The 19,698-nt window shown below is 70.2% G+C and carries 20 protein-coding genes and 1 pseudogene; 16 read left to right on the top strand and 5 right to left on the bottom strand.

All coding sequences use genetic code 11. From position 1 onward, the window contains the following. Positions 1–26: 26 nt before the first annotated feature. Entirely contained in the window at positions 27–1,628 is a 1,602-nt protein-coding gene (locus tag ACFXBC_RS22680) for an AMP-binding protein (RefSeq protein ID WP_385027252.1), read from the bottom strand. Positions 1,629–1,776: 148 nt separating this feature from the next. Between ACFXBC_RS22680 and ACFXBC_RS22675 the strand changes: the two genes are divergently transcribed. Further along, positions 1,777–2,379, top strand: coding sequence for a TetR/AcrR family transcriptional regulator (locus tag ACFXBC_RS22675; RefSeq protein WP_385027249.1), 603 nt, complete (start codon positions 1,777–1,779; stop codon positions 2,377–2,379). A gap of 27 nt (positions 2,380–2,406) precedes the next feature. Here the strand turns inward: ACFXBC_RS22675 and ACFXBC_RS22670 are convergent, their stop codons facing one another. Further along, positions 2,407–3,738 (bottom strand): MFS transporter, encoded by a 1,332-nt coding sequence (locus tag ACFXBC_RS22670; RefSeq protein WP_385027246.1) that lies wholly within the window; start codon positions 3,736–3,738, stop codon positions 2,407–2,409. 345 nt (positions 3,739–4,083) lie between these two features. Here ACFXBC_RS22670 and ACFXBC_RS22665 point away from each other — a divergent pair, with 345 nt between their 5' ends. After that, a complete protein-coding gene (locus ACFXBC_RS22665) occupies positions 4,084–5,277 on the top strand; it encodes a serine hydrolase domain-containing protein (protein ID WP_385027243.1) in 1,194 nt (397 codons plus the stop codon). Between the two features lie 21 nt (positions 5,278–5,298). Here the strand turns inward: ACFXBC_RS22665 and ACFXBC_RS22660 are convergent, their stop codons facing one another. Beyond that, complete coding sequence (locus ACFXBC_RS22660; protein ID WP_385027328.1) at positions 5,299–6,201, bottom strand: DUF3152 domain-containing protein; 903 nt, start codon at positions 6,199–6,201, stop codon at positions 5,299–5,301. Positions 6,202–6,474: 273 nt separating this feature from the next. Between ACFXBC_RS22660 and ACFXBC_RS22655 the strand changes: the two genes are divergently transcribed. The 13 genes and pseudogenes from ACFXBC_RS22655 (at position 6,475) to ACFXBC_RS22595 (ending at position 16,724) form a co-directional block, all read left to right on the top strand. Further along, complete coding sequence (locus ACFXBC_RS22655) at positions 6,475–7,185, top strand: response regulator (protein WP_385027240.1); 711 nt, start codon at positions 6,475–6,477, stop codon at positions 7,183–7,185. Next, positions 7,185–8,885 (top strand): sensor histidine kinase, encoded by a 1,701-nt coding sequence (locus ACFXBC_RS22650; protein ID WP_385027325.1) that lies wholly within the window; start codon positions 7,185–7,187, stop codon positions 8,883–8,885. Before ACFXBC_RS22655 ends, ACFXBC_RS22650 begins: the two co-directional genes overlap by 1 nt. Further along, entirely contained in the window at positions 8,886–9,053 is a 168-nt protein-coding gene (locus ACFXBC_RS22645) for a hypothetical protein (RefSeq protein WP_385027237.1), read from the top strand. A 35-nt stretch (positions 9,054–9,088) separates the two neighbouring features. Beyond that, positions 9,089–9,724, top strand: a complete 636-nt coding sequence (locus ACFXBC_RS22640) for a hypothetical protein (protein ID WP_385027234.1) — start codon at positions 9,089–9,091, stop codon at positions 9,722–9,724. A 566-nt stretch (positions 9,725–10,290) separates the two neighbouring features. Next, positions 10,291–11,250, top strand: coding sequence for a carbohydrate ABC transporter permease (locus tag ACFXBC_RS22635; RefSeq protein WP_385027231.1), 960 nt, complete (start codon positions 10,291–10,293; stop codon positions 11,248–11,250). Beyond that, positions 11,247–12,143: a carbohydrate ABC transporter permease gene (locus tag ACFXBC_RS22630; protein WP_385027228.1), complete on the top strand. Its 897-nt coding sequence runs from the start codon at positions 11,247–11,249 to the stop codon at positions 12,141–12,143. Before ACFXBC_RS22635 ends, ACFXBC_RS22630 begins: the two co-directional genes overlap by 4 nt. After that, the gene (locus ACFXBC_RS22625) at positions 12,140–13,507 is read left to right on the top strand and encodes an ABC transporter substrate-binding protein (protein ID WP_385027225.1); all 1,368 of its coding nucleotides are present in this window, start codon (positions 12,140–12,142) and stop codon (positions 13,505–13,507) included. The genes ACFXBC_RS22630 and ACFXBC_RS22625 overlap by 4 nt, the downstream gene beginning before the upstream one ends. After that, a complete protein-coding gene (locus ACFXBC_RS22620) occupies positions 13,504–14,211 on the top strand; it encodes a glycerophosphodiester phosphodiesterase (protein ID WP_385027222.1) in 708 nt (235 codons plus the stop codon). Before ACFXBC_RS22625 ends, ACFXBC_RS22620 begins: the two co-directional genes overlap by 4 nt. A gap of 16 nt (positions 14,212–14,227) precedes the next feature. Next, the gene (locus ACFXBC_RS22615) at positions 14,228–14,479 is read left to right on the top strand and encodes a helix-turn-helix domain-containing protein (RefSeq protein ID WP_385027322.1); all 252 of its coding nucleotides are present in this window, start codon (positions 14,228–14,230) and stop codon (positions 14,477–14,479) included. 134 nt (positions 14,480–14,613) lie between these two features. Next, positions 14,614–15,234, top strand: a pseudogene (locus ACFXBC_RS22610) (FAD-dependent monooxygenase); the annotation flags it as partial. Between the two features lie 58 nt (positions 15,235–15,292). Further along, the gene (locus tag ACFXBC_RS22605) at positions 15,293–15,472 is read left to right on the top strand and encodes a CopG family transcriptional regulator (protein ID WP_385027219.1); all 180 of its coding nucleotides are present in this window, start codon (positions 15,293–15,295) and stop codon (positions 15,470–15,472) included. Position 15,473: 1 nt separating this feature from the next. Then, complete coding sequence (locus ACFXBC_RS22600) at positions 15,474–15,818, top strand: VOC family protein (protein WP_385027216.1); 345 nt, start codon at positions 15,474–15,476, stop codon at positions 15,816–15,818. Between the two features lie 30 nt (positions 15,819–15,848). Next, positions 15,849–16,724: a class I SAM-dependent methyltransferase gene (locus ACFXBC_RS22595; protein WP_385027213.1), complete on the top strand. Its 876-nt coding sequence runs from the start codon at positions 15,849–15,851 to the stop codon at positions 16,722–16,724. Positions 16,725–16,813: 89 nt separating this feature from the next. Here the strand turns inward: ACFXBC_RS22595 and ACFXBC_RS22590 are convergent, their stop codons facing one another. Beyond that, positions 16,814–17,413, bottom strand: coding sequence for a GPP34 family phosphoprotein (locus ACFXBC_RS22590; RefSeq protein ID WP_385027210.1), 600 nt, complete (start codon positions 17,411–17,413; stop codon positions 16,814–16,816). Between the two features lie 209 nt (positions 17,414–17,622). Continuing rightward, positions 17,623–18,012, bottom strand: coding sequence for a winged helix-turn-helix transcriptional regulator (locus tag ACFXBC_RS22585; RefSeq protein ID WP_385027207.1), 390 nt, complete (start codon positions 18,010–18,012; stop codon positions 17,623–17,625). Positions 18,013–18,093: 81 nt separating this feature from the next. Between ACFXBC_RS22585 and ACFXBC_RS22580 the strand changes: the two genes are divergently transcribed. Beyond that, on the top strand, positions 18,094–19,560 hold the full coding sequence (locus ACFXBC_RS22580; protein ID WP_385027204.1) for an MFS transporter: 1,467 nt from the start codon (positions 18,094–18,096) through the stop codon (positions 19,558–19,560). Positions 19,561–19,698: the final 138 nt, after the last annotated feature.

The following is a 19,698-nucleotide window of genomic DNA, read 5'->3' as shown; positions in this document are numbered from 1 at the left end:
CGGAGGGACGGGACGGGGTGCGCGGCTCAGTTCACGCGGCGCGCGGCGTCGGCCCAGAACGGTTCACGTACGGCCTTGCGGTCGAGCTTCCCGTTGCGGTTGTGCGGCAGTTCGTCCACGAAGTCGACGCTCCGGGGCTTCTTGAAGCGGTCGAGGCGGGCGACGCAGAAGGCGGCGAGCCCGTCGGCCGTCAGGGTGTGACCCGGGCGCGGCACGATGACGGCCTTGACCGCCTCCCCCCACTTCTCGTCCGGGACTCCGACGACGCAGACCTCCTGGACGCCGGGGTGCTCGTAGAGGGCGGCCTCGACCTCGGTGCAGTAGATGTTGAACCCACCGGAGATGATCATGTCCTTCTTGCGGTCGACGAGGAACACATAGCCGTCCTCGCGCATCCAGGCCAGATCCCCGGTGTACACCCAGCCGTCGCGGAACGTCTCGGCGCTCAGCCGGGGCTCCTGCCAGTACTCGCGTACGCAGTCGGGGCCCCGGACGATGAGTTCGCCGACCTCGCGGGACGGCACCGGGCGCCCGCTCCCGTCGACGACACGGAGTTCGGTGTCGTACACCGCACGACCGCAGGACTGCAGCAGTTCCGGGTCGTCGCTGACGGCGTGGGCGATCTCCTGGCTGCTCAGGGCCGCCACCACGCTGGTGGTCTCGCCGAGCCCGTACCCCTGGGCCACCACCGGGCCGAAGAACTCCACGGCGTCCCTGAGGCGTTGCGGTGAGATGGGGGCGCCGCCGACGCGCACACTGGTGAGACTGGACAGGTCCCGTCCGGCCGCGCCCGGGTGGGCGAGCACCATGTTCACCATGGCCGGCACCAGGAAGGTCGTGGTGATGCGCTCCTTCTCCACCGCGTCCAGGAACGCCCCGGGGCTCCAGGCGGGCAGCACATGGGTGGTGGCCCCGGCGAAGACATTGGCCAGCAGGGTCATACCGGTGGCGTGGGTGATCGGGCCGCAGGCGAGATAGCGCGAGCCGGGCTCCGGCCTGGACTCCTGGCTCATCAGCAGCTTGCGCATGTTCGCCAGCCGGTTGCCGAAGGTCTGCACCGCCGCCTTGAGTGCGCCGGTGGAGCCGGAGGTGAAGTTCAGGACGCAGGGGGCGTCCTCGCCGACATCGACGGGGAGGGCGGGTGCGTCCGTAGCCCCGGCCGGTGGTGCCTCGTGGAGCAGTGTCTCGTACAGCAGTGCCTCGTGGCCGGGGGGTGCGTCGGCGGCGGGGCCCGGTGCGGTGTCGAGGAACACGGGGAGGCAACCGGTGCCGGCCGTCGCGATGGCGGCGAGCGCATCCTGCCGGTGGGCCTCGTCGCATACAAGTACGCGCACGGGCGCATAGCGCAGGATGTGCTCGATCTCGGTGCGCCCCAGCCGGGCGTTGACCGGCGCACGCACCAAACCCGCTTTGTACAGGGCGAATTCGATCTCCACCAGTTCGTCCCGGTTCCAGGCGAGGGAGGCGACCGCGTCGCCGGGCCGCAGTCCACGGGCGAGCAGGGCAGCGGCGAGGCGGTCGCTCCTGGTGTCCAGCTCCGTGTAGGTGAGGGAGCGCTCCCCGCAGACCAGTGCGGTCGCGTCGGGCCAGTACCGGGCGCTGCGGGTGAGGTAGGTGCCGAGGTTCATCAGCGGTCTCCTGTTGACGCTGTGACTGATTGAATACAACCAGAATGTTTCCAGACAGCTTGTTCAGTAACGTGTGGGCTGTCAAGAGCCCTCTAGACTGTGGGCGCAGCACGGCAAGGGGCATCGGGAGAAGGCGAAGGGGATCCGCATGGCCGAGGACAGGCGCACCAGGCGTACCCGCCGGGCTCTCGGCGGGGCACTGGTGGAGCTGGTGCTGGAGCGCGGCTTCGGCGCGCTCACCGTCGAGGACATCACCGAGCGGGCCGATGTCGCGCGCGCCACCTTCTACGCGCACTTCAAGGGCAAGGACGACCTGTTCGCGCGCGTGACCGCCGATCTGCTGGAGCAGCTCACGCAGCGCCTGGAGCCGGTGGTCTCCGAGAGCGCGGTCGGCTTCACCGGGAAGCCCCTGCTGGAGATGGTGCGTCACGTCAGCGAGGAGCGGGACGCGTACCGTGCGGTGCTGCGCGGGGAGGGGGACGGCAGGCCGCTGCAGATGTTCGTGGACTCCTGCGCCGAGGCCACCGCCAGGGAGTTCAAGGCCCGAGCCGAACGCAACAACGTCCAGCCCCGCATCGACGCCGACCTCCTGGCCCGGGTCTGGGTGGGGGAGCAGGTCGCCGTCCTGCGCTGGTGGGCCGAGCAGGACACCCCGCCCATGCCGGCCGAGGAAGTCGTACGCATGCTCCTGGACCTGGCCCTGCACGGCCGCTACTGGGCCAGCGGTTTCCCGGCCGCGCACGTGAACTGACCCTGCTCGTAAGGGAATCGCCCCCGGTCACTGAACGGCTGTTCCCAGGCGCGCGGCGTCCCGCGCCGGGTGGATGCAGCAGACGGCGACCAGCCCGCAGACGGTCATGACCACCGCCGCCAGGGCGAACGACTGGGCATAGCCCGCGTCCGGGGATGGCGCCATGTCCAGGATCCGGCCGGTCAGGGAGGGCGCCAGCAGACCCGGGAGCGTCCCCGTCGCCGCCACGATGCCGAACAACGCTGCCCGCTGAGGTGCGGGCGTCACCGCCGCGGCCGTCATGTAGTGGAGCGGGAAGGCGACCGAGTGCGCCCCGAACGCGACGGCGATCAGGGCCAGTCGGACCGATGACGCACCCGCGACCGGGATCAGCGCCATCGCCACGCCGGCGCACGCCACCGCCAGCCCCTGGGGCGCCCCGCTCGTCCAGCGCAGCGACACCCCCCGCCGGGTCAGCCGGTCGACGACGGGGGACAGTGCGAGCAGCAGCAGGAAACTGAGAGCGGATACGGCGCTGAGCACGGAGGCCGAAGCCCCGGGGCTCAGCGACAGCTCGGTCCTGAGGTACGAGGGCAGCCATGCCTGGCTCAGCGCCATCGCCCACGAGGCCCCGAACGCGCTCGCCACGCTCCCGGCCACCGTGCCGCACAGCAGGAGCCGTCGGTAAGGGACTCGGGGCTGTTGTCCGGAGGCCCCCGAACGCGACCGCGCCGCCGGGCGGTCGTACGGCCCGTCGCGCCCGACGCACCACCACACCCCGCTCCACAGCAGGCTCACCACCGCCAGCGCGGCGAACGCGGACCGCCACCCGAAGTCGGTGATCAGCCAGGTCACCACGGGCGCCGCTATCAGGGTGCCCAGCGCGGCGCCGCTGATCTGCAGGGCCGAGGGCAGACCGCGGCGCCCGACCGGGAACCACGTGTAGAGGACGTGCATCGACATGGGCGTGGCCGGTCCCTCGGCGGCGCCGAGCAGCACCCGTCCGGCGATCAGGGCCGGTACGGCCGTCACGATCAGGACCGGCAGTTGGGCCGCCGCCCACAGCAGGCACATCACGAACAGCAGGACCCGGCTGGAGATCCGGGAGGCTAGGACGCCGACCACGACCCCGGAGAGGCTGAACAGGAGCGAGTAGGAGCTGGAGATCAGCCCGTAGGTGCTGTGGCTGATGTCCAGCTCTTCCATGATCGGGCCGGCCGCCAGGCCGAGGACCGACTTGTCCGCGAAGTTGACGATCATGTACGTCACGATCAGCGCGGTGATGAGCCAGGCGCGACGCCGGTCGAACACCGGCTCCGGGTCGTCGGGGACATCGGGAGCCAGCTGCGGTGACGACTGCGGTGACGGCCGGGGGGACATGGACTCAACTCCTGCGGTTCAGGAAGAACAGGCGGAGGGCTCTGCAGCGGGGGAGCCGGGATCCCCGGGGGAGCCGGGAGCGCCGGTCGCGCCCGTGGGGGCGGGCGTGGCATGCAGGGCAACTGAACAACTCGTCTATTAGCGATTGAACTGTCCGGCAAAGTAGCTGGCTGACCGGTTCTGGTCAATGGCTCCGCCGTGAGGAGCCCCGGATGTGCACATCGCCACTGTCGGATCGATGTCAGATCGCTGTCCGATCGAGTTCGTAGCGGGTGGGTCTGGCGTACGATTCTGAACGGGTTGTATGTTTAAGGTCGAACAGTTCGCCAATATCGAGGGGTCCAGATGACCGACACACCACTCATGAACCTGCACTGGTCCCGCGGCTACACCGACCCGGCCTGGGTGCGCCGGTACACCACATCGGAACGCGAGTTGCTGCCGAGCCGACGCGTCTGGCGTGGGCCGGACGCAGCCCGCAGCCTCCCGGTGGATACGGCAGGTACGGCAGGTCTCGACGAGTTCACCGTCACAACCCCCGACGGCGCCGCCATGACGCTCGCGCAGCTCTTCGAGGCCGCCCAGACCGATGCCTTCCTGGTCATGCACCGGGGGACTCTCGTCCATGAGACCTATCCGCACGGTCTGCGGCCCCACGAACCCCACTTCAACGCCTCGGCGGCGAAGTCGTATCTGGGCCTGGTGGCGGCCGTGCTGGCCCATCAGGGGGTACTGGACCGCGCGGCACCGGCCACCACCTATGTCCCCGAATTCGCCGGTACGGCCTTCGGCGACAGCACGGTCGACCATCTGCTGCACATGGGCACGCAGGTCTCCTACGGCGGGCGCCCCTTCGACAAACCGATCGAGGCCCAGCGCTACTTCGCCGTCATCGCCCCGCCCTTGCGCCCCTACGGCTACAGCGGCCCGGCCAGCATCCGTGAGCATCTGGCCACCGCGCGCGCCACCGCTGCCCCGGGCACCGAGTTCCGCTATGAGAACGGCAATGTCGAAGCCCTCGCCGAGATCCTCCGCCGGGTCACCGGGGTCACCACATCGGCTCTGCTCAGCGACATGATCTGGTCCCGCCTCGGCGCCGACGAGGACGCCTACTACGTGCTCGACGGCGAAGGCACCGAAGCGGCCTGCGGCGGCTTCAGCGCCACGGCCCGCGATGTGGCCCGGCTGGGAGAGATGGTTCGCTGCGGAGGCGCCACGGGTGGGCGGCAGGTCGTCCCCGAAGCCGTGGCCGCCACGATCGCGGACGCCCCCGACGGCTACGCCAGGCACGTCCGTTTCCCCGCCGCGCCGCCGAGCGCTCCCGCCAACCTCTCGTACCACGACCTGTGGTGGATCCTGAACGACGGCGACGGTTCGTTCATGGCCAGCGGCATCCACGGCCAGCGACTCTTCGTCTCACCGCGGCTGGAGACCGTCATCGTCCACTACGGCTCCCAGGTCATGTCCCCGGCCGTGCCCGCCGCCCCGCTCGTCCCGGCCTTCCTGCAGCTCGCCGCCCATCTGCAGCGCACCCGTTGACCCAGGGGGAAGGGCCCCGGCTCAGGACACGTGCGGTCCCCCGAGGTACTTCCCGTGGCTGTCGTACGGCCAGGCGTTGGCCCGGCAGCCGTGCAGCCCGTCGATCTGCTGCATCATCGCCGGGGCGGGGAGGCCGGGCCCCGGGCAGGTCTCATGGCCGTGGCCGATGCGGTGGCCGACCTCGTGGTTGATGATCAGGGCCCGGTAGTCGTGCAGGGACCCGGGGAACTGGGGCGAGCCCTTCTTCCAGCGCTTGAGGTTCACGATGACCTGGTCGCCGACGTCGCAGTTCACCTCGCCGTGGGTGTGCAGCCCGGCCGCACCGCAGATCCGGTCCACCGTGTCCGGCGTCGCTATCTTCACCTCGAAGTCGTACGGCCCCGATGACACCAGCTGGAACCCGTCGTGGCCGTCGGCCGTCCAGCCGCGCGGATCGCCGAGGATGCCGTCGATCTCCCCGGCCGCGCTCTTCGCGGAGACACCCGAGCCGCCCTCCACCTCCACCTTGTACCGCCGGATGTCGCCCTTGCCGACCGCGCCACCGGAGGCCGCAGCGGTGGTGAACACCCCGGTCCCGCTCTGCGGAACGGGGTGCGACGTGGACGCGGTGGGAGTGAGGGACGGCTTGGGCGGAGCAGCCGGTTTCGACGGAGTCCGCTGCGCCGAAGGCGTGTCCTCCGGCAGCGGTGAGGCGTCGTACTTCCTGGCCCCGTCACCCGGCTCGGTGGCCGACCGCGCCGGGCCACCACTCCCGTACACCACCACCAGGGTCAGCGTGGTCACGCCGCCCAGCGCCAGCAGGCCGAACCACTTCCCCTTGTGGGTGGGGGGCCGGTGGGCGCGGTGGGTGGACGGGCTGTCCGCGCTCGCGGACGGGCCGGTCCCTGAGGGACGTCGGGGGGATGGCTTCTTGGCGTGGCGCATGGTGCGGCGAGGGGTTCCCTTGTCGGTGGCCGGGGAGCCGGGGCTGATGACAGTGCCCCGGAGGAGCGAGGTGGTCCCAGGCTGGGAAACCCACATGATGGGATGTTGCGCAAGGGGTAACAGAGGCGTAACAAAAGTTAGATTGTCGTACGATCGTGTGCCTGGTGCTCTGCGGGCAGTACCGGCGCGGCGGTTGAGACCATTCCGTCACAGCTGCCGCCCACAGCCCCACCACCCACCCCGGCAGCGAAGTCGGCGCACCATACTGGGGACATGTCCCGCGTGCTGCTCATCGAAGACGACGACTCTGTCCGCAGAGCCGTCGACCTGGGGTTGAGGCGTCAGGGCCACGAGGTCCGCACCGCGGTGACCGGCGAGGAAGGGCTGCGCCGGATGGTTTCCTTCCGGCCCGAAGTCCTGGTGCTCGACCTGATGCTGCCGGGGATGGCGGGCCTCGACGTGTGCCGCCGGGTGCGGGAGAGCGAGCAGCTGCCGATCATCATCGTGACCGCCAAGGGTGACGATGTGGATGTGGTGGTGGGCCTTGAGGCGGGCGCGGACGACTATGTGGTCAAACCGGTACGGGCCCGGGTCCTCGACGCACGCATACGCGCGGTGCTGCGCCGCGCCGACGCCCCCGTACCGGCGGGCGACAGGCCGCCCGTCGAGTCGCACGGTTCGCTGGCCATAGACCGGGCCGGGCTGGTCGTCACCCGGCACGGCACTCCGGTCGTCCTCGCCCCCTCCGAACTGCGCCTGCTGCTCACCCTCTCCGGCTCACCCGGCCAGGTGTTCAGCCGGCAGCAACTCCTCGAAGCGGTCTGGGAGCACAGCTACCACGGCGACATCCGCCTGGTCGACGCCTGCGTCAAACGGCTCCGCTCCAAGCTGGGCGAGTCGCGCACAGGGCCCCAGTGGATCGAGACGGTGCGCGGCTTCGGCTACCGCTTCCGTTCGGCGTCGGAGAGGAACGACGACCGGTGATACCACTGGCCGCCGCCCGGCGGCCCCTGAGCGGCCTCCGGGTCCGGCTGGTGCTCTCCTTCGTCCTGGTCGCCACCGTGAGCGCCCTGGGCACCGGCGCCCTGACCTTCCGGGAGGCGCGCACCGGTGTTCTCCAGCAGAGCCAGGACTCCGTGGTCAACCAGTTCCGGCAGAGCGTCGACACCCTGGCCCCCGCGCTGTCCCCGACCCCGGACCAGGGCGATCTCGACGCCCTGGTGACACGGCTCGCGAAGGACCACCGGATGGACGGATGGCAGGTCCTGGCCACCTACCGCGGGCTCACCGCGGCCTCCGCCCCGTCGTCCGGTTACGGTGAACTGACCGCGTCGCTGCGGAAGTCCGTCACCACCCGTGCGGTGGCCGTCTTCCAGCGGGTACGGGTGAACGGGCAGTCGGTACTCGTCGTCGGGCTCCCGGTCACCTACGCCGACAGCGCCTACAGCTACCGCACGCTCTCCGGACTCTCCCTCTATCTCGTGGTGCCGCAGCGCATCGAACAGACCTATGTCAACGCGCTGGTCACCGCGGTCGAGCACGCCACGGTGCCCGCCCTGGTGCTCGCCGTCCTGCTGGCGCTGCTCCTCGCACGGGGTGTACTGCGGCCGGTACGGGCGCTGCGTGGAGCGACCCGCCGGATGGCCACGGGACGCCTGGACACCCGCCTCACCGTCCAGGGATCCGACGAACTCGCCGACCTCTCAAGGGCGTTCAACGACACCGCTGCCGCGCTGGAGGAATCCGTCGCGGAACTGCGCCGGATGGAGGACCGGGCCCGCCGTTTCGCCGCCGACGTCTCGCACGAACTGCGCACCCCGCTGGCCGCGATGACCGCCGTCACCGATGTGCTCGCCGACGAGGCCCCGCACCTGGAGGGCGACACCGGGGACGCCGTGCGGCTCATCACCGAGGAGACCGTACGGCTGACCCGGCTGGTGGACGATCTGATGGAGATCTCCCGCTTCGACGCCGGAGCGGCGGAACTCCATCCCGACGACATCGACCTCGCGGAGTCCCTGCGGCAGACCCTCGCGGCGCGTGGCTGGCTCGGGGAAGTGGACACGGACCTGACGAGCGGCGTGCGGGCGCGGGTCGATCCGCGCCGTCTCGATGTGGTGGTGGCCAATCTGGTCGGCAACGCGCTGCGGCACGGCCGCCGTCCGGTGACGCTCACGCTGCGCCCGGTGGAGGGAGGGACGGCGGCGGTACAGGACGCGGACCGTGCCGGATGGCTGGAGAACGCCGCGCTGCCGGGGCGTATCAAACGGGTCAGAAGCACCGGACGGCAGGACCGGCCCGTCGGCCAGGCCCGGACGGACGGTACGGAAGGGGAAGTTGGCACAGTCGGAGCGGGCAGGGCGGACGGAGCGGACGAGCAGTACGCGTTCGGACCCGGAAGGTGGGTGGTGATCGAGGTGGCCGACCACGGCCCCGGGATCGACCGGACGGCGCTGCCCCATGTCTTCGACCGTTTCTACAAGGCCAGTTCGGCGCGGGCCCGCAGCGAGAGCAGCGGCCTGGGGCTCGCCATCACGGCGGAGAACGTCCATCTGCACGGCGGACGGGTGCGTGCGGCCAACCGTCCGGGCGGCGGCGCGGTCCTCACCGTCGTCCTTCCGGTGGGGCCCGCTCCGGCCCCGGCTGTGGATGCCGGGCAGGATGACGGAGGGGGACCCGCGTGAGTGACGCTATGGATGGCGGCCGGGGTGCCGTACGTGGGGGACGGCAGGCGCGAGATGGCGGCCGGGCTGCCGTACGTACGGAACCCCAGGCACGAGGTGGCGGCCGGGCGCCACTGCGGTGGAGTGCGGCGGCCGGACCGGTGCTGGTGGCGCTCGCGGTCGGCCTGACGGGGTGCGGGGTCCCTCCGTCGGAGGTGATCGAGGTGGGCAGGCCGGCGACCGGTATGTTGCCGGCGGCGGCGGTCTACTTCTTCGCCAGGGACCCGCAGGTGTCCCTGACCCCGGAGAACGGCTCCCCGGAGAGCTCGCCCCCGGGCAGGCCCGGCCGGACGGGCGCCGCAGTCCCGGGCGTCGCGGGAGCGGCACCGCCACCCGAGGCAACCGATACCGGGCATCTGGTCGCGGTGCCCCGCCCGCCGTCGTCCGGCACCGACCCGGTCTCCTACGCCGTACGGCAACTGGCCGACGGGCCGACGACTGGGGAGTCCGACGAGCTGACCACAGCCCTGCCCCCGGTGAAACACCCGTCCCGCATCACGGTCGAGAACGGCCGCAACGCCGACACGGTCGTCATCCGGTTCCCCGCCGGCACCGCCCGGCTCACCGACCCGGCCCTGCAACAACTGGCCTGCACGGCCGCACGGGCCCACCGCCTGACCCAGAGCCAGGGAGGCCAGTCCGCGACAACCGGCCCCGCCCTCCCGGCCCCGCCGACCGAGGCCGCGCCAACAGGACGGGGCCCGGTCGAGATCCGGGTGACCGACCGGCGGCGGGGCGGCGGCGGGAAGCCGGGCAAGGGCTGGGACACCGGGGTGACGGATGGCGCCTGCCCGTCGTAGGGAGGCCGCCGGGCAGTTGCCGCGTACGGTCGTGAAAAGTGACCCAGCGCCAGGCTCCGTATGATCGAGGCATGGTCCTCCCCGTCATCCGCCGCAGGGCAGCCTGGGGCCTGGCCCTTCTCGTGGTGACCGCTTTCTGTCTCTACGCCCTGTTCCCCGTGCAGACCCAGTGCTCTCTCTCCTCCGAGCCATACGGATCGAGCTACAGCCCGCGGAGTGCAGGGCACTCCTCGGGGCCCGGAGGATGCGGCGAGGAACGCATGCGCTTTCTGACCTGGCTGGGATGACGAACAGTACGGGCCCGGTACACCGCTCCGCCCCCGGCCAACGCCGCCCAGGCCGACATCACACGACAGATGTGAGACGGCCACCGCCCCCCTGATGCCCAGGAAAACACCAGGTCAAGCCGGAAATCGCGGAGAGTGCAGGGGAGTTGCCCAGGGCCCCGGCTGCCAATTCGTAACACGCAGCGGTGTTCTCTTCTCGTTCACTTTGTTGGTATTCCTGGGGCCGACACCGCGTCCAGCCGGGGGTGCAGTGTCGGTCACCGGAAGGACAACGCTGTCTTGACGACCGACTTGATGCAGGACGGCAGAGCCGCTCCGCCAGGTCCGGCGACTGCCGGGGAGGCAGGGCACCGGATCCGCGCGCGGCGTCGGCGGCGCGAGTATCTGCTGTTCGCCGCCTTCGCCGCCCCGAACTTCTTCTTCCTGCTGGTCTTCGCCTACTGGCCGGTGATCTACAACGCCTATCTGAGCCTCACCGACTGGGACATGGTTTCCTCGTCGTGGCACATGATCGGCCTGGACAACTACGCGTCGCTCTTCGCCGACCCCGACTTCCGCGCCAGTCTGTGGACGACCGTGCTGTTCGTCGTCGGAATCGTCGTCGGCGGACTGGTACTCGGCCTGGCCACCGCCCTGTTGCTCAATCAGCGGCTGCGCGGGCGGGACATCGTACGGACGCTGGCCTTCGCCCCGTACGTGCTCTCCGGAGCCGCCGTCGGCACCCTGTGGCTGTTCGTCTTCGATCCCAACTACGGGCTGATACGCCCCTTGCTCGCCCCCCTCGGCATGACAGCGCCGTCGATGATGACCGACTCCAAGTGGGCGCTGCCCGGCCTCGTCCTGGTCTACCTCTGGAAGAACACCGGCTTCGTCGCCGTGGTCTACCTCGCCGGTCTGCAGGGCCTGCCCAGGGACGTGTTCGAGGCGGCGGCCCTGGACGGCGCGGGAGCGTGGACGCGGCTGCGCCGTATCATCCTGCCGCTGCTCTCGCCCGTCACCTTCTTCCTGTTGGTGACCTGCACCATCAGCACCTTCCAGGCGTTCGATGTGATCGCGGTGATGACCGGCGGCGGGCCCGGCACCTCCACTTCGATCCTCAGCTGGTTCATCTACGACCAGGGCTTCCGTACCTTCGACGCGGGCCGGGCATCGGCCGCCGCGATGATCATGTTCGTGGTGCTGGTGCTGATCACTGGATTCCAGGCGCGCTTCCTCCAGCGAAAGGTGCACTACCAGTGACCGTCGCCGACTCCCTGCCGGACGCCTGCCCGGGCACCCACCCGGACGCCATGGGCAGCCGCTCAGGGCCCCGCCGCGCCCGCGCCCGTCGCTTCGGCCTGTACGCCTTGCTCGTCCTGGTCGCCTTTATCGCGGGCGGTCCGCTGTACTGGCTGATCTCATCGGCGCTGAAGACCAACCCGCAGATCTACAGCTACCCCCCGCACTGGATCCCGACGGACCTGCGCTGGTCCAACTTCTCCGACGCCTGGAGCGCCGCACCGTTCGGCCGGTTCTTCCTCAACTCACTGATCGTGTCCGTGACCGGCACCGTGATCGAGCTGGCCGCCGCGCTGCTGTGTGCGTACGCCTTCGTCTTCCTGCCGTTCCCCGGCAAGAAGGTCCTTTTCCTCTTCCTGCTGGGCGCGATGATGGTGCCCGGCCATGTCACCCTGCTGCCGAACTTCCTGACCATCGCTCAGCTCGGCTGGGTCAACTCCTATGCGGGGCTGATAGCGCCTGGCCTCGGCTCGGTCTTCGGCACCTTCCTGCTGCGCCAGCACATGCTGACGCTGCCTCAGGAAGTGACGGACGCGGCCAAGGTCGACGGGGCGGGGCATCTGCGCATCCTCTTCCGGGTGGTGCTGCCGATGTCGCGGCCCATGGTGATCACCGTCGCCCTGGTCGTCCTGGTCGGCAAGTGGAACGACTTCATCTGGCCGCTGATCGTCACCAGCAGTGCGGACATGCGGACCCTGCCGATCGGTCTGCTCTTCCTCAAGAACACCGAGACCTTCGCCAACTGGGGCGCGATCCTCGCCGGCGCCGTCATGGTGATCGTGCCGGTCCTCGTCGTGTTCTTCCTCGCCCAGCGCTACATCATCGCGGGACTGACCCAGGGAGCCGGAAAATGACGCGGATCTCGCCGCGGAAGCCCGCGGGCCCCGTGCCCGGCCGGCGCAGGGTGCTCGGGGCAGGCGCGGGGCTGGGGCTGGCCGCCGCGCTGAGCGCCTGTGGCCAGACCACGGGGACGGTCGCGCAGCCGGGCGGTTCGGTGCCCCACGCGTACCGGGGGCGCACCAGGGTGGTGCTCTGGTCGACGTTCGCCGATCCGGTGGGCCCGGCCCTGCAGAAGCTCGTCGACGCCTTCAACCGCGAGCAGCGGGACGTCTATGTGGAGGTGCAGTTCCAGGGCACCTACGACGAGTGCGCCCAGAAGGCGGTCATCAGCCTCCTCGGCGCCCAGGCCCCGGACCTGTGCGTGCTCTCCGACGTGAAGTGGTACAAGTTCTACTTCGGTGACGCCCTGGAGCCCTGGGACAGCTACTTCGCACGGGGTGAGCTGGAGCGTACCTACAACCCGAGGCTGCTCAGCGAGGGCGTCCGCAAGGGGCACACCTGGTGGCTGCCGCTGGCCCGCTCCACGCCGCTCTTCTACTACAACAAGACCCTCTTCAGGAAGGCGGGCGTACCGGTACGCCCCCCGGAGAGCTACGACGAGCTCTACGACTGGTCGCACCACATCACCCGGCAGAGCGTGGGCGGCAAGCGGGTGGCCCTGGAGGCGTACCAACCGGTCGACGGGGACTGGCAGTTCCAGTGCAGCGCCTGGCAGTGGGGCGGTGCGTACTCCAGGGGCCTGGACGTCACCGTCGACGAGGGTGGAGCGGTGGCGGCGGGCGAGTGGCAGCGCAAGCTGGTCTTCAAGGACAGGATCGCCTACATGGCGACCGAGCCCACCGCCGACATGGGCAACCAGCTGATCGCCACGCTGGTGACCTCCACCGGCGCTCTGAAGAAGATCAACGAGATGGCGAAGGCGGCCGGCTGGGAGCTGGGCACCGGCTTCCTGCCGAAGAAGGAGAAGTTCGCGGTCAACACAGGTGGTGGCGGCCTCGGCATCTTCAAGCGCGTGCCACGCGAACGCAAGGAGGCCGCTGCCCAGTTCGTACGCTTCCTGGCCCGCCCCGAGAACGCCGCGCAGTGGGCCGTCGAGACCGGCTACCTGCCGGTGGTGCCCGCGGCGGTCAAGGAGCCCACTCTCGCCCAATTGATGAAGGACGACCCGAACTTCGCCACGGCCGTCAGGCAGCTGGACCTCACGCGCCCCGGCGACCAGGTACGCATGATGATCCCGAACGCGAATGTGCGTATCTACACCGCCCTGCAGCGCATATGGTCGGCGAACACCCCCGCACAGCAGGCCTTCGCGGAGGTCGCCGACCAGCTGCGCAAGGGCGTCGACCGTTACGGACCCATGATTGAGGAGCACCTGTGAACCACCCCGTGAGGCGTCCCGTGGTGTACGCACACCGCGGAGCGCGGGCCGAGGAGCCGGAGAACACCCTGCGGTCCTTCCGGCGGGCTCTCGCTCTCGGCGCCGACGGCATCGAACTCGACATCCGCCTCACCTCCGACGGCCACCTCGTCGTCATCCACGACAAGTCCGTGGACCGTACGACCAACGGCACCGGCCTGGTCGCCGACTTCACACTGGCCGGTCTCCAGGCGCTGGATGCGGGGAAGGGGGAGCGTATACCCACCTTCGACGAGGCCATGGAGGTCTGCGGAGACGTCGTCCAGATCGAGATCAAGGCCCTGGAGGCGGTGGAGGCGCTCGCCGAGCGGGAGCGCCGCACCCCGCTGCCCGGGTCGGTGGTGCTGACCTCCTTCAGCAAGGCCGCCGTGGAAGAGGCCGCCCGGTGGCTGCCGCACGTCCCCCGGGGCCTGATCACCCACCACCCCGGTGACGAAATGATCAAGGAAGCCCTGGACCTCAAGGCCACCTGGGTGTGCCCGGAGCTGAAGCCCGAGCTCACCCGTGACCTCGTGGACCGCTGCCACGAGGGAGGCATCCAGGTGGACGCCTGGCCCACCGCGGAACGCGCCCAGCTGCTTCGCTGGGTCGCGATCGGCGCGGACGCCGTGACGACGGACTACCCGGGGCGGATCGGCGAGTGGCTGGCCACGTCGGGCAGTTGACGGTCTGCGGTTGACGGTGTGCCCCGGTCCCTTCGGTGGTGGGAGGAGGCTGGGGTGCGCCTCCCACCGGCCGAGGGGGCCGGGGTGTGACTCCCATTGCCGCGGAGGCCGGGTCCGCCTCCCACTGCTGAGGGCCGCCGGTGAACTGGTCACCGAGACCGCGGTGGCGTGCGGCTGGTCCAACCCCTCCAGCTTCATCGACGCGTTCACCGAAGTCGTCGGTGAGACGCCCGGCCGCTATCAGGCGGATCTGCGCAGCCGTCGGTAGTCACCGGCCTGCCATCGCCATGGGCCGGGCACCCGCTCCGCGAGGTTGGCGGCTTTCCGGTACCGGCTGTCCAGACACCGGTGGAGCGCGGGCATCAGGCCGTTCCAGAGTGGGAGCGGTACGCCGCATCTACGTACGGCTACTCCTGGCTCAGCGTCCTGGCCGCGGTCCCGGCCGGCCCTTCCGGGATGGCGATCCACTCACGTGGCCTCGCCGGCATGATCCCCCGCGGCGCGCACGCCAGCCGCATCTACCTTCAGTGCGTGGTCGACGACACCCCCGGGCAGTGGCCGGACGGGCGCGTCTGGAGCGAACTGGAAGCCCGCTTCGGTACGGCCGTGACGAGGGGCGAGATCATCGACAAGCGGACAGTGCCGCTGCGCAGCGTGGTCTTCGACCCGATGAGCCACGGCAGGCTCTACCTCCTGGGAGACGCCGCCCACATCGTCCCGCCGATGAGCGCCAAGGGCATTCACCTCGCCCTGCACGACACCGAGGTCTTCGCCCGCGCCGTCATCCGCCGGATCAAGGACGGGGACCGAAGCCTCCTCGACGGCTGTTCGGAGACCTGTCTGCCCCACATCTGGAACTACCAGGCGTTCGCGACCTGGATCACCGACATGACGCACAACGCCGGCTTCACGGGCCACGAGGGCGATTTCCGCAAGCAGGTCGCCCGCGCCGAACTCCGGCGCCGGTTCACCTCGTCCGCGGCGAACAGGCTCTTCGGCGAACTCACCGCCGGAGCCAACTGACGGGCCGTCAATCGGGCCGAGCCGGAGGTTAGCTTGCTAGTATGCTAGCATCGCCTTTGTGGGTGATGAGGAAGTCAAACAGTTCAACGTGTACCTGCCCGTCGGGCTGATCAAGCAGATCAAGTACCGCGCCATCGAGTCCGGCACGTCACTGTCCGCGTTGGTCGCGGACGCGATGCGGGCCTACCTCGACGATGCCGAGGGGCAGAGGCGGCAATCGACTGATGAGGAGACCTGACATGCCGACCGAAGGAATCGAGGCCGTGTTCCTGACGACCCACAACTGGGGCAAGGCGGCGAAATTCTTCCAGGAGCTGGGTTACGAGCTGGAGTTCGCGACGGACCACAACTCCGGGCAGCTCCGCAACGGCGACGGGCCGTACGTCTTCATCGCCGAGGTCCCCGAGGACCGGGAACCCGAGACGCGGATCGTGCTGAAGGTGCCGGACGCGGACGCGTTCCGTCCCGATCCCGTCGTCGAGGTGGTCACGCCGTTCGAGGAGACCCATTTCGGGACCAGGGAGATGACTGTCCGCGATCCCGACGGGCGCCTGTGGAGCCTCCAGGCTCCCGTCGAGAACTGACGGCGACGTAACGCGACGAAAGGGGACACCATGACAGACGCGCAGACCGGGCCGGCGGACGGCAGCGGGGTGCCGGACAGTACCGCCGTACGGACCGCCCTCTGGCGCGCCATGCATGTCCAGGTCGACCCGCCCCCGCACGTGATCGAGGACGAGATCGGTCTGCGGCTGGCAGATCCGGGCGACGACTGGCGCGACCGCCCGGACATGGACCCCCATGCCACCAGGGCGTTCCGGGCGGCCATCGTGGCACGTGCTCGCTTCATCGAGGATCTGATCGCCGAGCAGGCCCGCGCAGGCGTCACCCAGTACGTCATCCTGGGGGCCGGCCTGGACACCTTCGCCCAGCGCAAGCCGGAGTCCCTCGCGGGCCTGCGGGTCTTCGAGGTCGACCAGCCCGGCCCGCAGGCATGGAAGCGCCGCCGCCTGGTCGAACTCGGTTACGGCATCCCGGACTGGCTGCACCTGGTGCCGGTCGACTTCGAGGCGAACGAGGACTGGCTGAAGCAGCTGGCCGCTGTTGGCTTCGACCCCGGCCGACCGGCGGTCATCGTCTCCACCGGCGTCACCATGTACCTCACGAAGGATGCCACCGCGGCCACCCTGCGGCAGATCGCCGCGGTCGCCCCCGGCTCGACGCTCGCCATGACCTTCCTGCTGGCCACCGACCTTGTTGACGAGACCGATCGCTCCGGCCTCCGGGCGAGCAAGGAAGGCGCACAGGCGTCCGGAACGCCGTTCATCAGCTTCTACACCCCGCAGGAAATGCTGGCGCTGGCCCACGAAGCCGGTTTCGAGGACGCCCACCATGTGTCGGGAGCTTCGCTCGCCCCGCGCTACTTCGCCGATCGCACCGACGGCCTCCGCCCGTCGAGCGGAGAGGACCTGCTGCTGGCCACCACCTGACCGGCCCTGTGGTCAACGCGGCCGAGGCAGCGTCCGGTACGCCGTGAAGTCCCGGACGGGTGAGCGTCTGCCTCAGCGCCTGCCTCCGCTCACGGTCCGCGCCAGACGTTGGCGAAGGCCGCCTTCTCGATGGACCGCCGCTGGCGTACGGCCTCCAGTTCCATCACCGCGTCATGGACAATGGCCACCACCGTCGTGACCGCCGCGTCACCGAGGCCGGGCTCGTCGTCGGACCGTTCGCCTTCGATGCCCACGACCGAGGCGAGAGCGGCCAGCACGGGGTCCTGCTCCTTCCAGCGGTCGGCCGCGTGGCGGCGCGCGGGGGTGTCGGCCGGTTCCATGCGTTCGGAGCCGAAGGACAACCGGCCGCTCCGCTTCGGCGTCAGCTCGCCGTCCTCCTCCAGGGCGGCCTGGTACGCGGCCGAGAGGTCGCTGCCCCGGCGCCACAGCCAGTCCTCGATCCGCTCGTAGGGCGCCTGCCGGGTGAGCTCTGCCGCGGCCTCGTCCATGAGCCGGTCGGTCGGCAGTGGGGGCCCGCCCGGCACGATGCGGTCGCCGTCCACGGCGACCGCCTCCGTATCGATGAGGTCGATCAGCTCGGCTCCCGCGAGAGCGAGCGACAGGTCGCCCTGTCCCACGGGACGCTTCGAGTCCATGGCGGTGAGGAACAGGTCTTTCGCCGTGGTCATGAATGGCTCCCCTCGGAGGCTTCGGCAGCGCGGCGTGTCGCTGCTGTCGGCGTCGGCGTCCGCGTCGGTGTGGGCGGCCACGTCCTGTCCGGGGCCAGGTCCGGCGGCGGGGCGACTGCCGCGCTTGCTATCAGTATCGCCCCCCGCCGCACGGTCGGAGCCGTTTCGCGGGACGGCGGGGTGTTCTGCCGGCGCTCATTCGGCAGGCGTCAGAGAGCGGGTGCGGAGGCGGCGTCGTAGGTGGCGCGGGCGGCGGTGATGTCGGCCCGGTGGCGTTCCGCCCAGCCGACGAGCCCGGTGAGGCTTGCGTGGAGTTCGCGGGCCATGGGCGTGAGGCTGTACTCCACCTTGGGCGGGACGGTGGGGTAGACGGTCCTGATGAGCAGGCCGTCACGTTCCAGCTTGCGCAGATTCAAGGTGAGCATGCGTCGGCTGATGCCGGTGATGGTGCGTTCCAGCTCGGTGAACCGTACGGGGCCGTGCGCGGCGGCGACGAGGATCCCGATGCTCCATTTGCCCGCGACGCGGTCGAGGACCTCGGTGAGCGGGCACGTCTCGTTGCTGACCTGGTCGGACACATCGGTGTGACTGCGTGACATAAAAGTGCCTCCTTCCGCCGCACGCCATGGTTACAGAGGGTGACTGCTGTAACAAGTCGTGCACCAAAGGAAGGGATCCCCGTGCGGAGAACCGACGCGTCAGCACAGACATCGCCCTGGCCGGCCCTGGCCGTACTCTGCGCAGGCCAGTTGATGGTCATCCTCGACGGGACCGTCGTGAGCGTGGCGCTGCCCTCCGTCCAGCGGGACCTCGGCTTCTCCCCGTCGGGGCTGGCCTGGGTGGTCAACGCGTATCTGGTCCCCTTCGGCGGCCTGCTGCTGCTCTCCGGACGGCTCGGCGACCTCATCGGACGCAAGCGCGTCTTCATCACCGGTCTGGGCGTCTTCACGGCTGCCTCGCTGCTGTGCGGTGTGTCCCAGGGCCCGGCGATGCTGCTCGCCTCCCGGTTCCTCCAGGGCATCGGCGGCGCGGTGGCCTCCGCTGTCACGCTCGGCATGGTCGTGACCCTCTTCCCGCAGCCGAAGGAGCGGGCCAAGGCCATCGGCGTCTACAGCTTCGTCCAGTCCGCCGGCGGCTCCTTGGGCCTCCTCGCCGGCGGCGCGCTGACACAGACCGTCGGCTGGCACTGGATCTTCTTCGTCAACGTACCGATCGGCATCGTGGCCGCGCTGCTGGCCGGACGCCTGCTCGCTTCCGAGTACGGCGTCGGCCTCGACAAGGGGACCGACTTCCCGGGCGCGCTCCTGGCCACGTCCGCGCTGATGCTCGGCATCTGCACGATCGTCGGGACCACCGGTCACGGCTGGACTTCCCTACGTACGCTGAGCTTCGGCGCCGGGGCACTCGCCCTGTTCCTGGCCTTCGTCGCACAGCAGGCGAAGGCGTCCCACCCGCTCCTGCCGCTCCGCGTCTTCCGCTCGCGCAACGTCTCGGGGGCGATGGGCATCCAGGCCCTCATGGTGGCCGGGATGTTCAGCTTCCAATTCCTGTGCGTGCTCTACCTGCAGAAGGTGCTCGGCCTCGACGGGATACGCACCGGCCTGGGAGTCTTCCCGGTCTCGGTCGCGATCGGCGTGCTGTCCCTCCGCCTCTCGCCCAAGCTGATCTCGCGCTTCGGCCCCCGTGCCGTACTTCTTCCGGGACTCTCGCTCATCGTTGCGGGTCTCGCCCTGCTCGGCCGCGCACCGGCAGGCGGGAGCTACGTCGTGGACGTCCTGCCCGCACTGCTGCCGCTCGGCGTCGGCTTCGGTCTCGCGATGCCGGCGCTGGCCACCCTTGCGATGTCGGCGGCCACGCCCCAGGACTCGGGGGTCGCATCCGGCATGTTCAACACCATGCAGCAGATCGGCAGCGCCTTCGGCCTCGCCGTCCTCAGCACGCTCGCCGCCTCGCGTACGGATGCCATGCTGGGCGACGGTGCGAGCACGGCCTCGGCGCTGACGGGCGGTTACCAGCTCGCCTTCCGTACCGGCTCGGGCCTCGTCGCCGTCGCTCTCCTCCTCGCCGCCACTCTGCTGCGGGCGCCTGCCACGGCGCCCCGCCCCGCGTCCGACGAGAGGCCGGTCACTGAGAACGCCGCGCCCTGACCGGGCAGGCCGGCCGCTCGGCGACCGGGCCGGCAGCCCCGAACCCCGCCCCGAACCCCCGGGCGCCCGCGCCGCGCCCCCCCGATCGGGGCTAGACCGCGGGGGGCCGCGGCGGGCTGCGGGGCCGCGCGCGCCGCG

It is taken from the genome of Streptomyces sp. NPDC059398, from assembly GCF_042751845.1.
GTDB lineage: Bacteria > Actinomycetota > Actinomycetes > Streptomycetales > Streptomycetaceae > Streptomyces.
The sequence above is the reverse complement of the archived record's forward strand: the minus strand, read 5'-3'. Positions and strand labels throughout refer to the sequence as shown.

Excerpts from the sequence above, each read along its gene's own strand:
- ACFXBC_RS22600 (WP_385027216.1), top strand. The coding sequence starts at position 15,474 with ATGCCGACCGAAGGAATCGAGGCCGTGTTCCTGACGACCCACAACTGG.
- ACFXBC_RS22675 (WP_385027249.1), top strand. The coding sequence starts at position 1,777 with ATGGCCGAGGACAGGCGCACCAGGCGTACCCGCCGGGCTCTCGGCGGG.
- ACFXBC_RS22625 (WP_385027225.1), top strand. The coding sequence starts at position 12,140 with ATGACGCGGATCTCGCCGCGGAAGCCCGCGGGCCCCGTGCCCGGCCGG.
- ACFXBC_RS22655 (WP_385027240.1), top strand. The coding sequence starts at position 6,475 with ATGTCCCGCGTGCTGCTCATCGAAGACGACGACTCTGTCCGCAGAGCC.
- ACFXBC_RS22680 (WP_385027252.1), bottom strand. The coding sequence starts at position 1,628 with ATGAACCTCGGCACCTACCTCACCCGCAGCGCCCGGTACTGGCCCGAC.
- ACFXBC_RS22590 (WP_385027210.1), bottom strand. The coding sequence starts at position 17,413 with ATGACCACGGCGAAAGACCTGTTCCTCACCGCCATGGACTCGAAGCGT.
- ACFXBC_RS22665 (WP_385027243.1), top strand. The coding sequence starts at position 4,084 with ATGACCGACACACCACTCATGAACCTGCACTGGTCCCGCGGCTACACC.
- ACFXBC_RS22660 (WP_385027328.1), bottom strand. The coding sequence starts at position 6,201 with ATGCGCCACGCCAAGAAGCCATCCCCCCGACGTCCCTCAGGGACCGGC.
- ACFXBC_RS22585 (WP_385027207.1), bottom strand. The coding sequence starts at position 18,012 with ATGTCACGCAGTCACACCGATGTGTCCGACCAGGTCAGCAACGAGACG.
- ACFXBC_RS22670 (WP_385027246.1), bottom strand. The coding sequence starts at position 3,738 with ATGTCCCCCCGGCCGTCACCGCAGTCGTCACCGCAGCTGGCTCCCGAT.
- ACFXBC_RS22595 (WP_385027213.1), top strand. The coding sequence starts at position 15,849 with ATGACAGACGCGCAGACCGGGCCGGCGGACGGCAGCGGGGTGCCGGAC.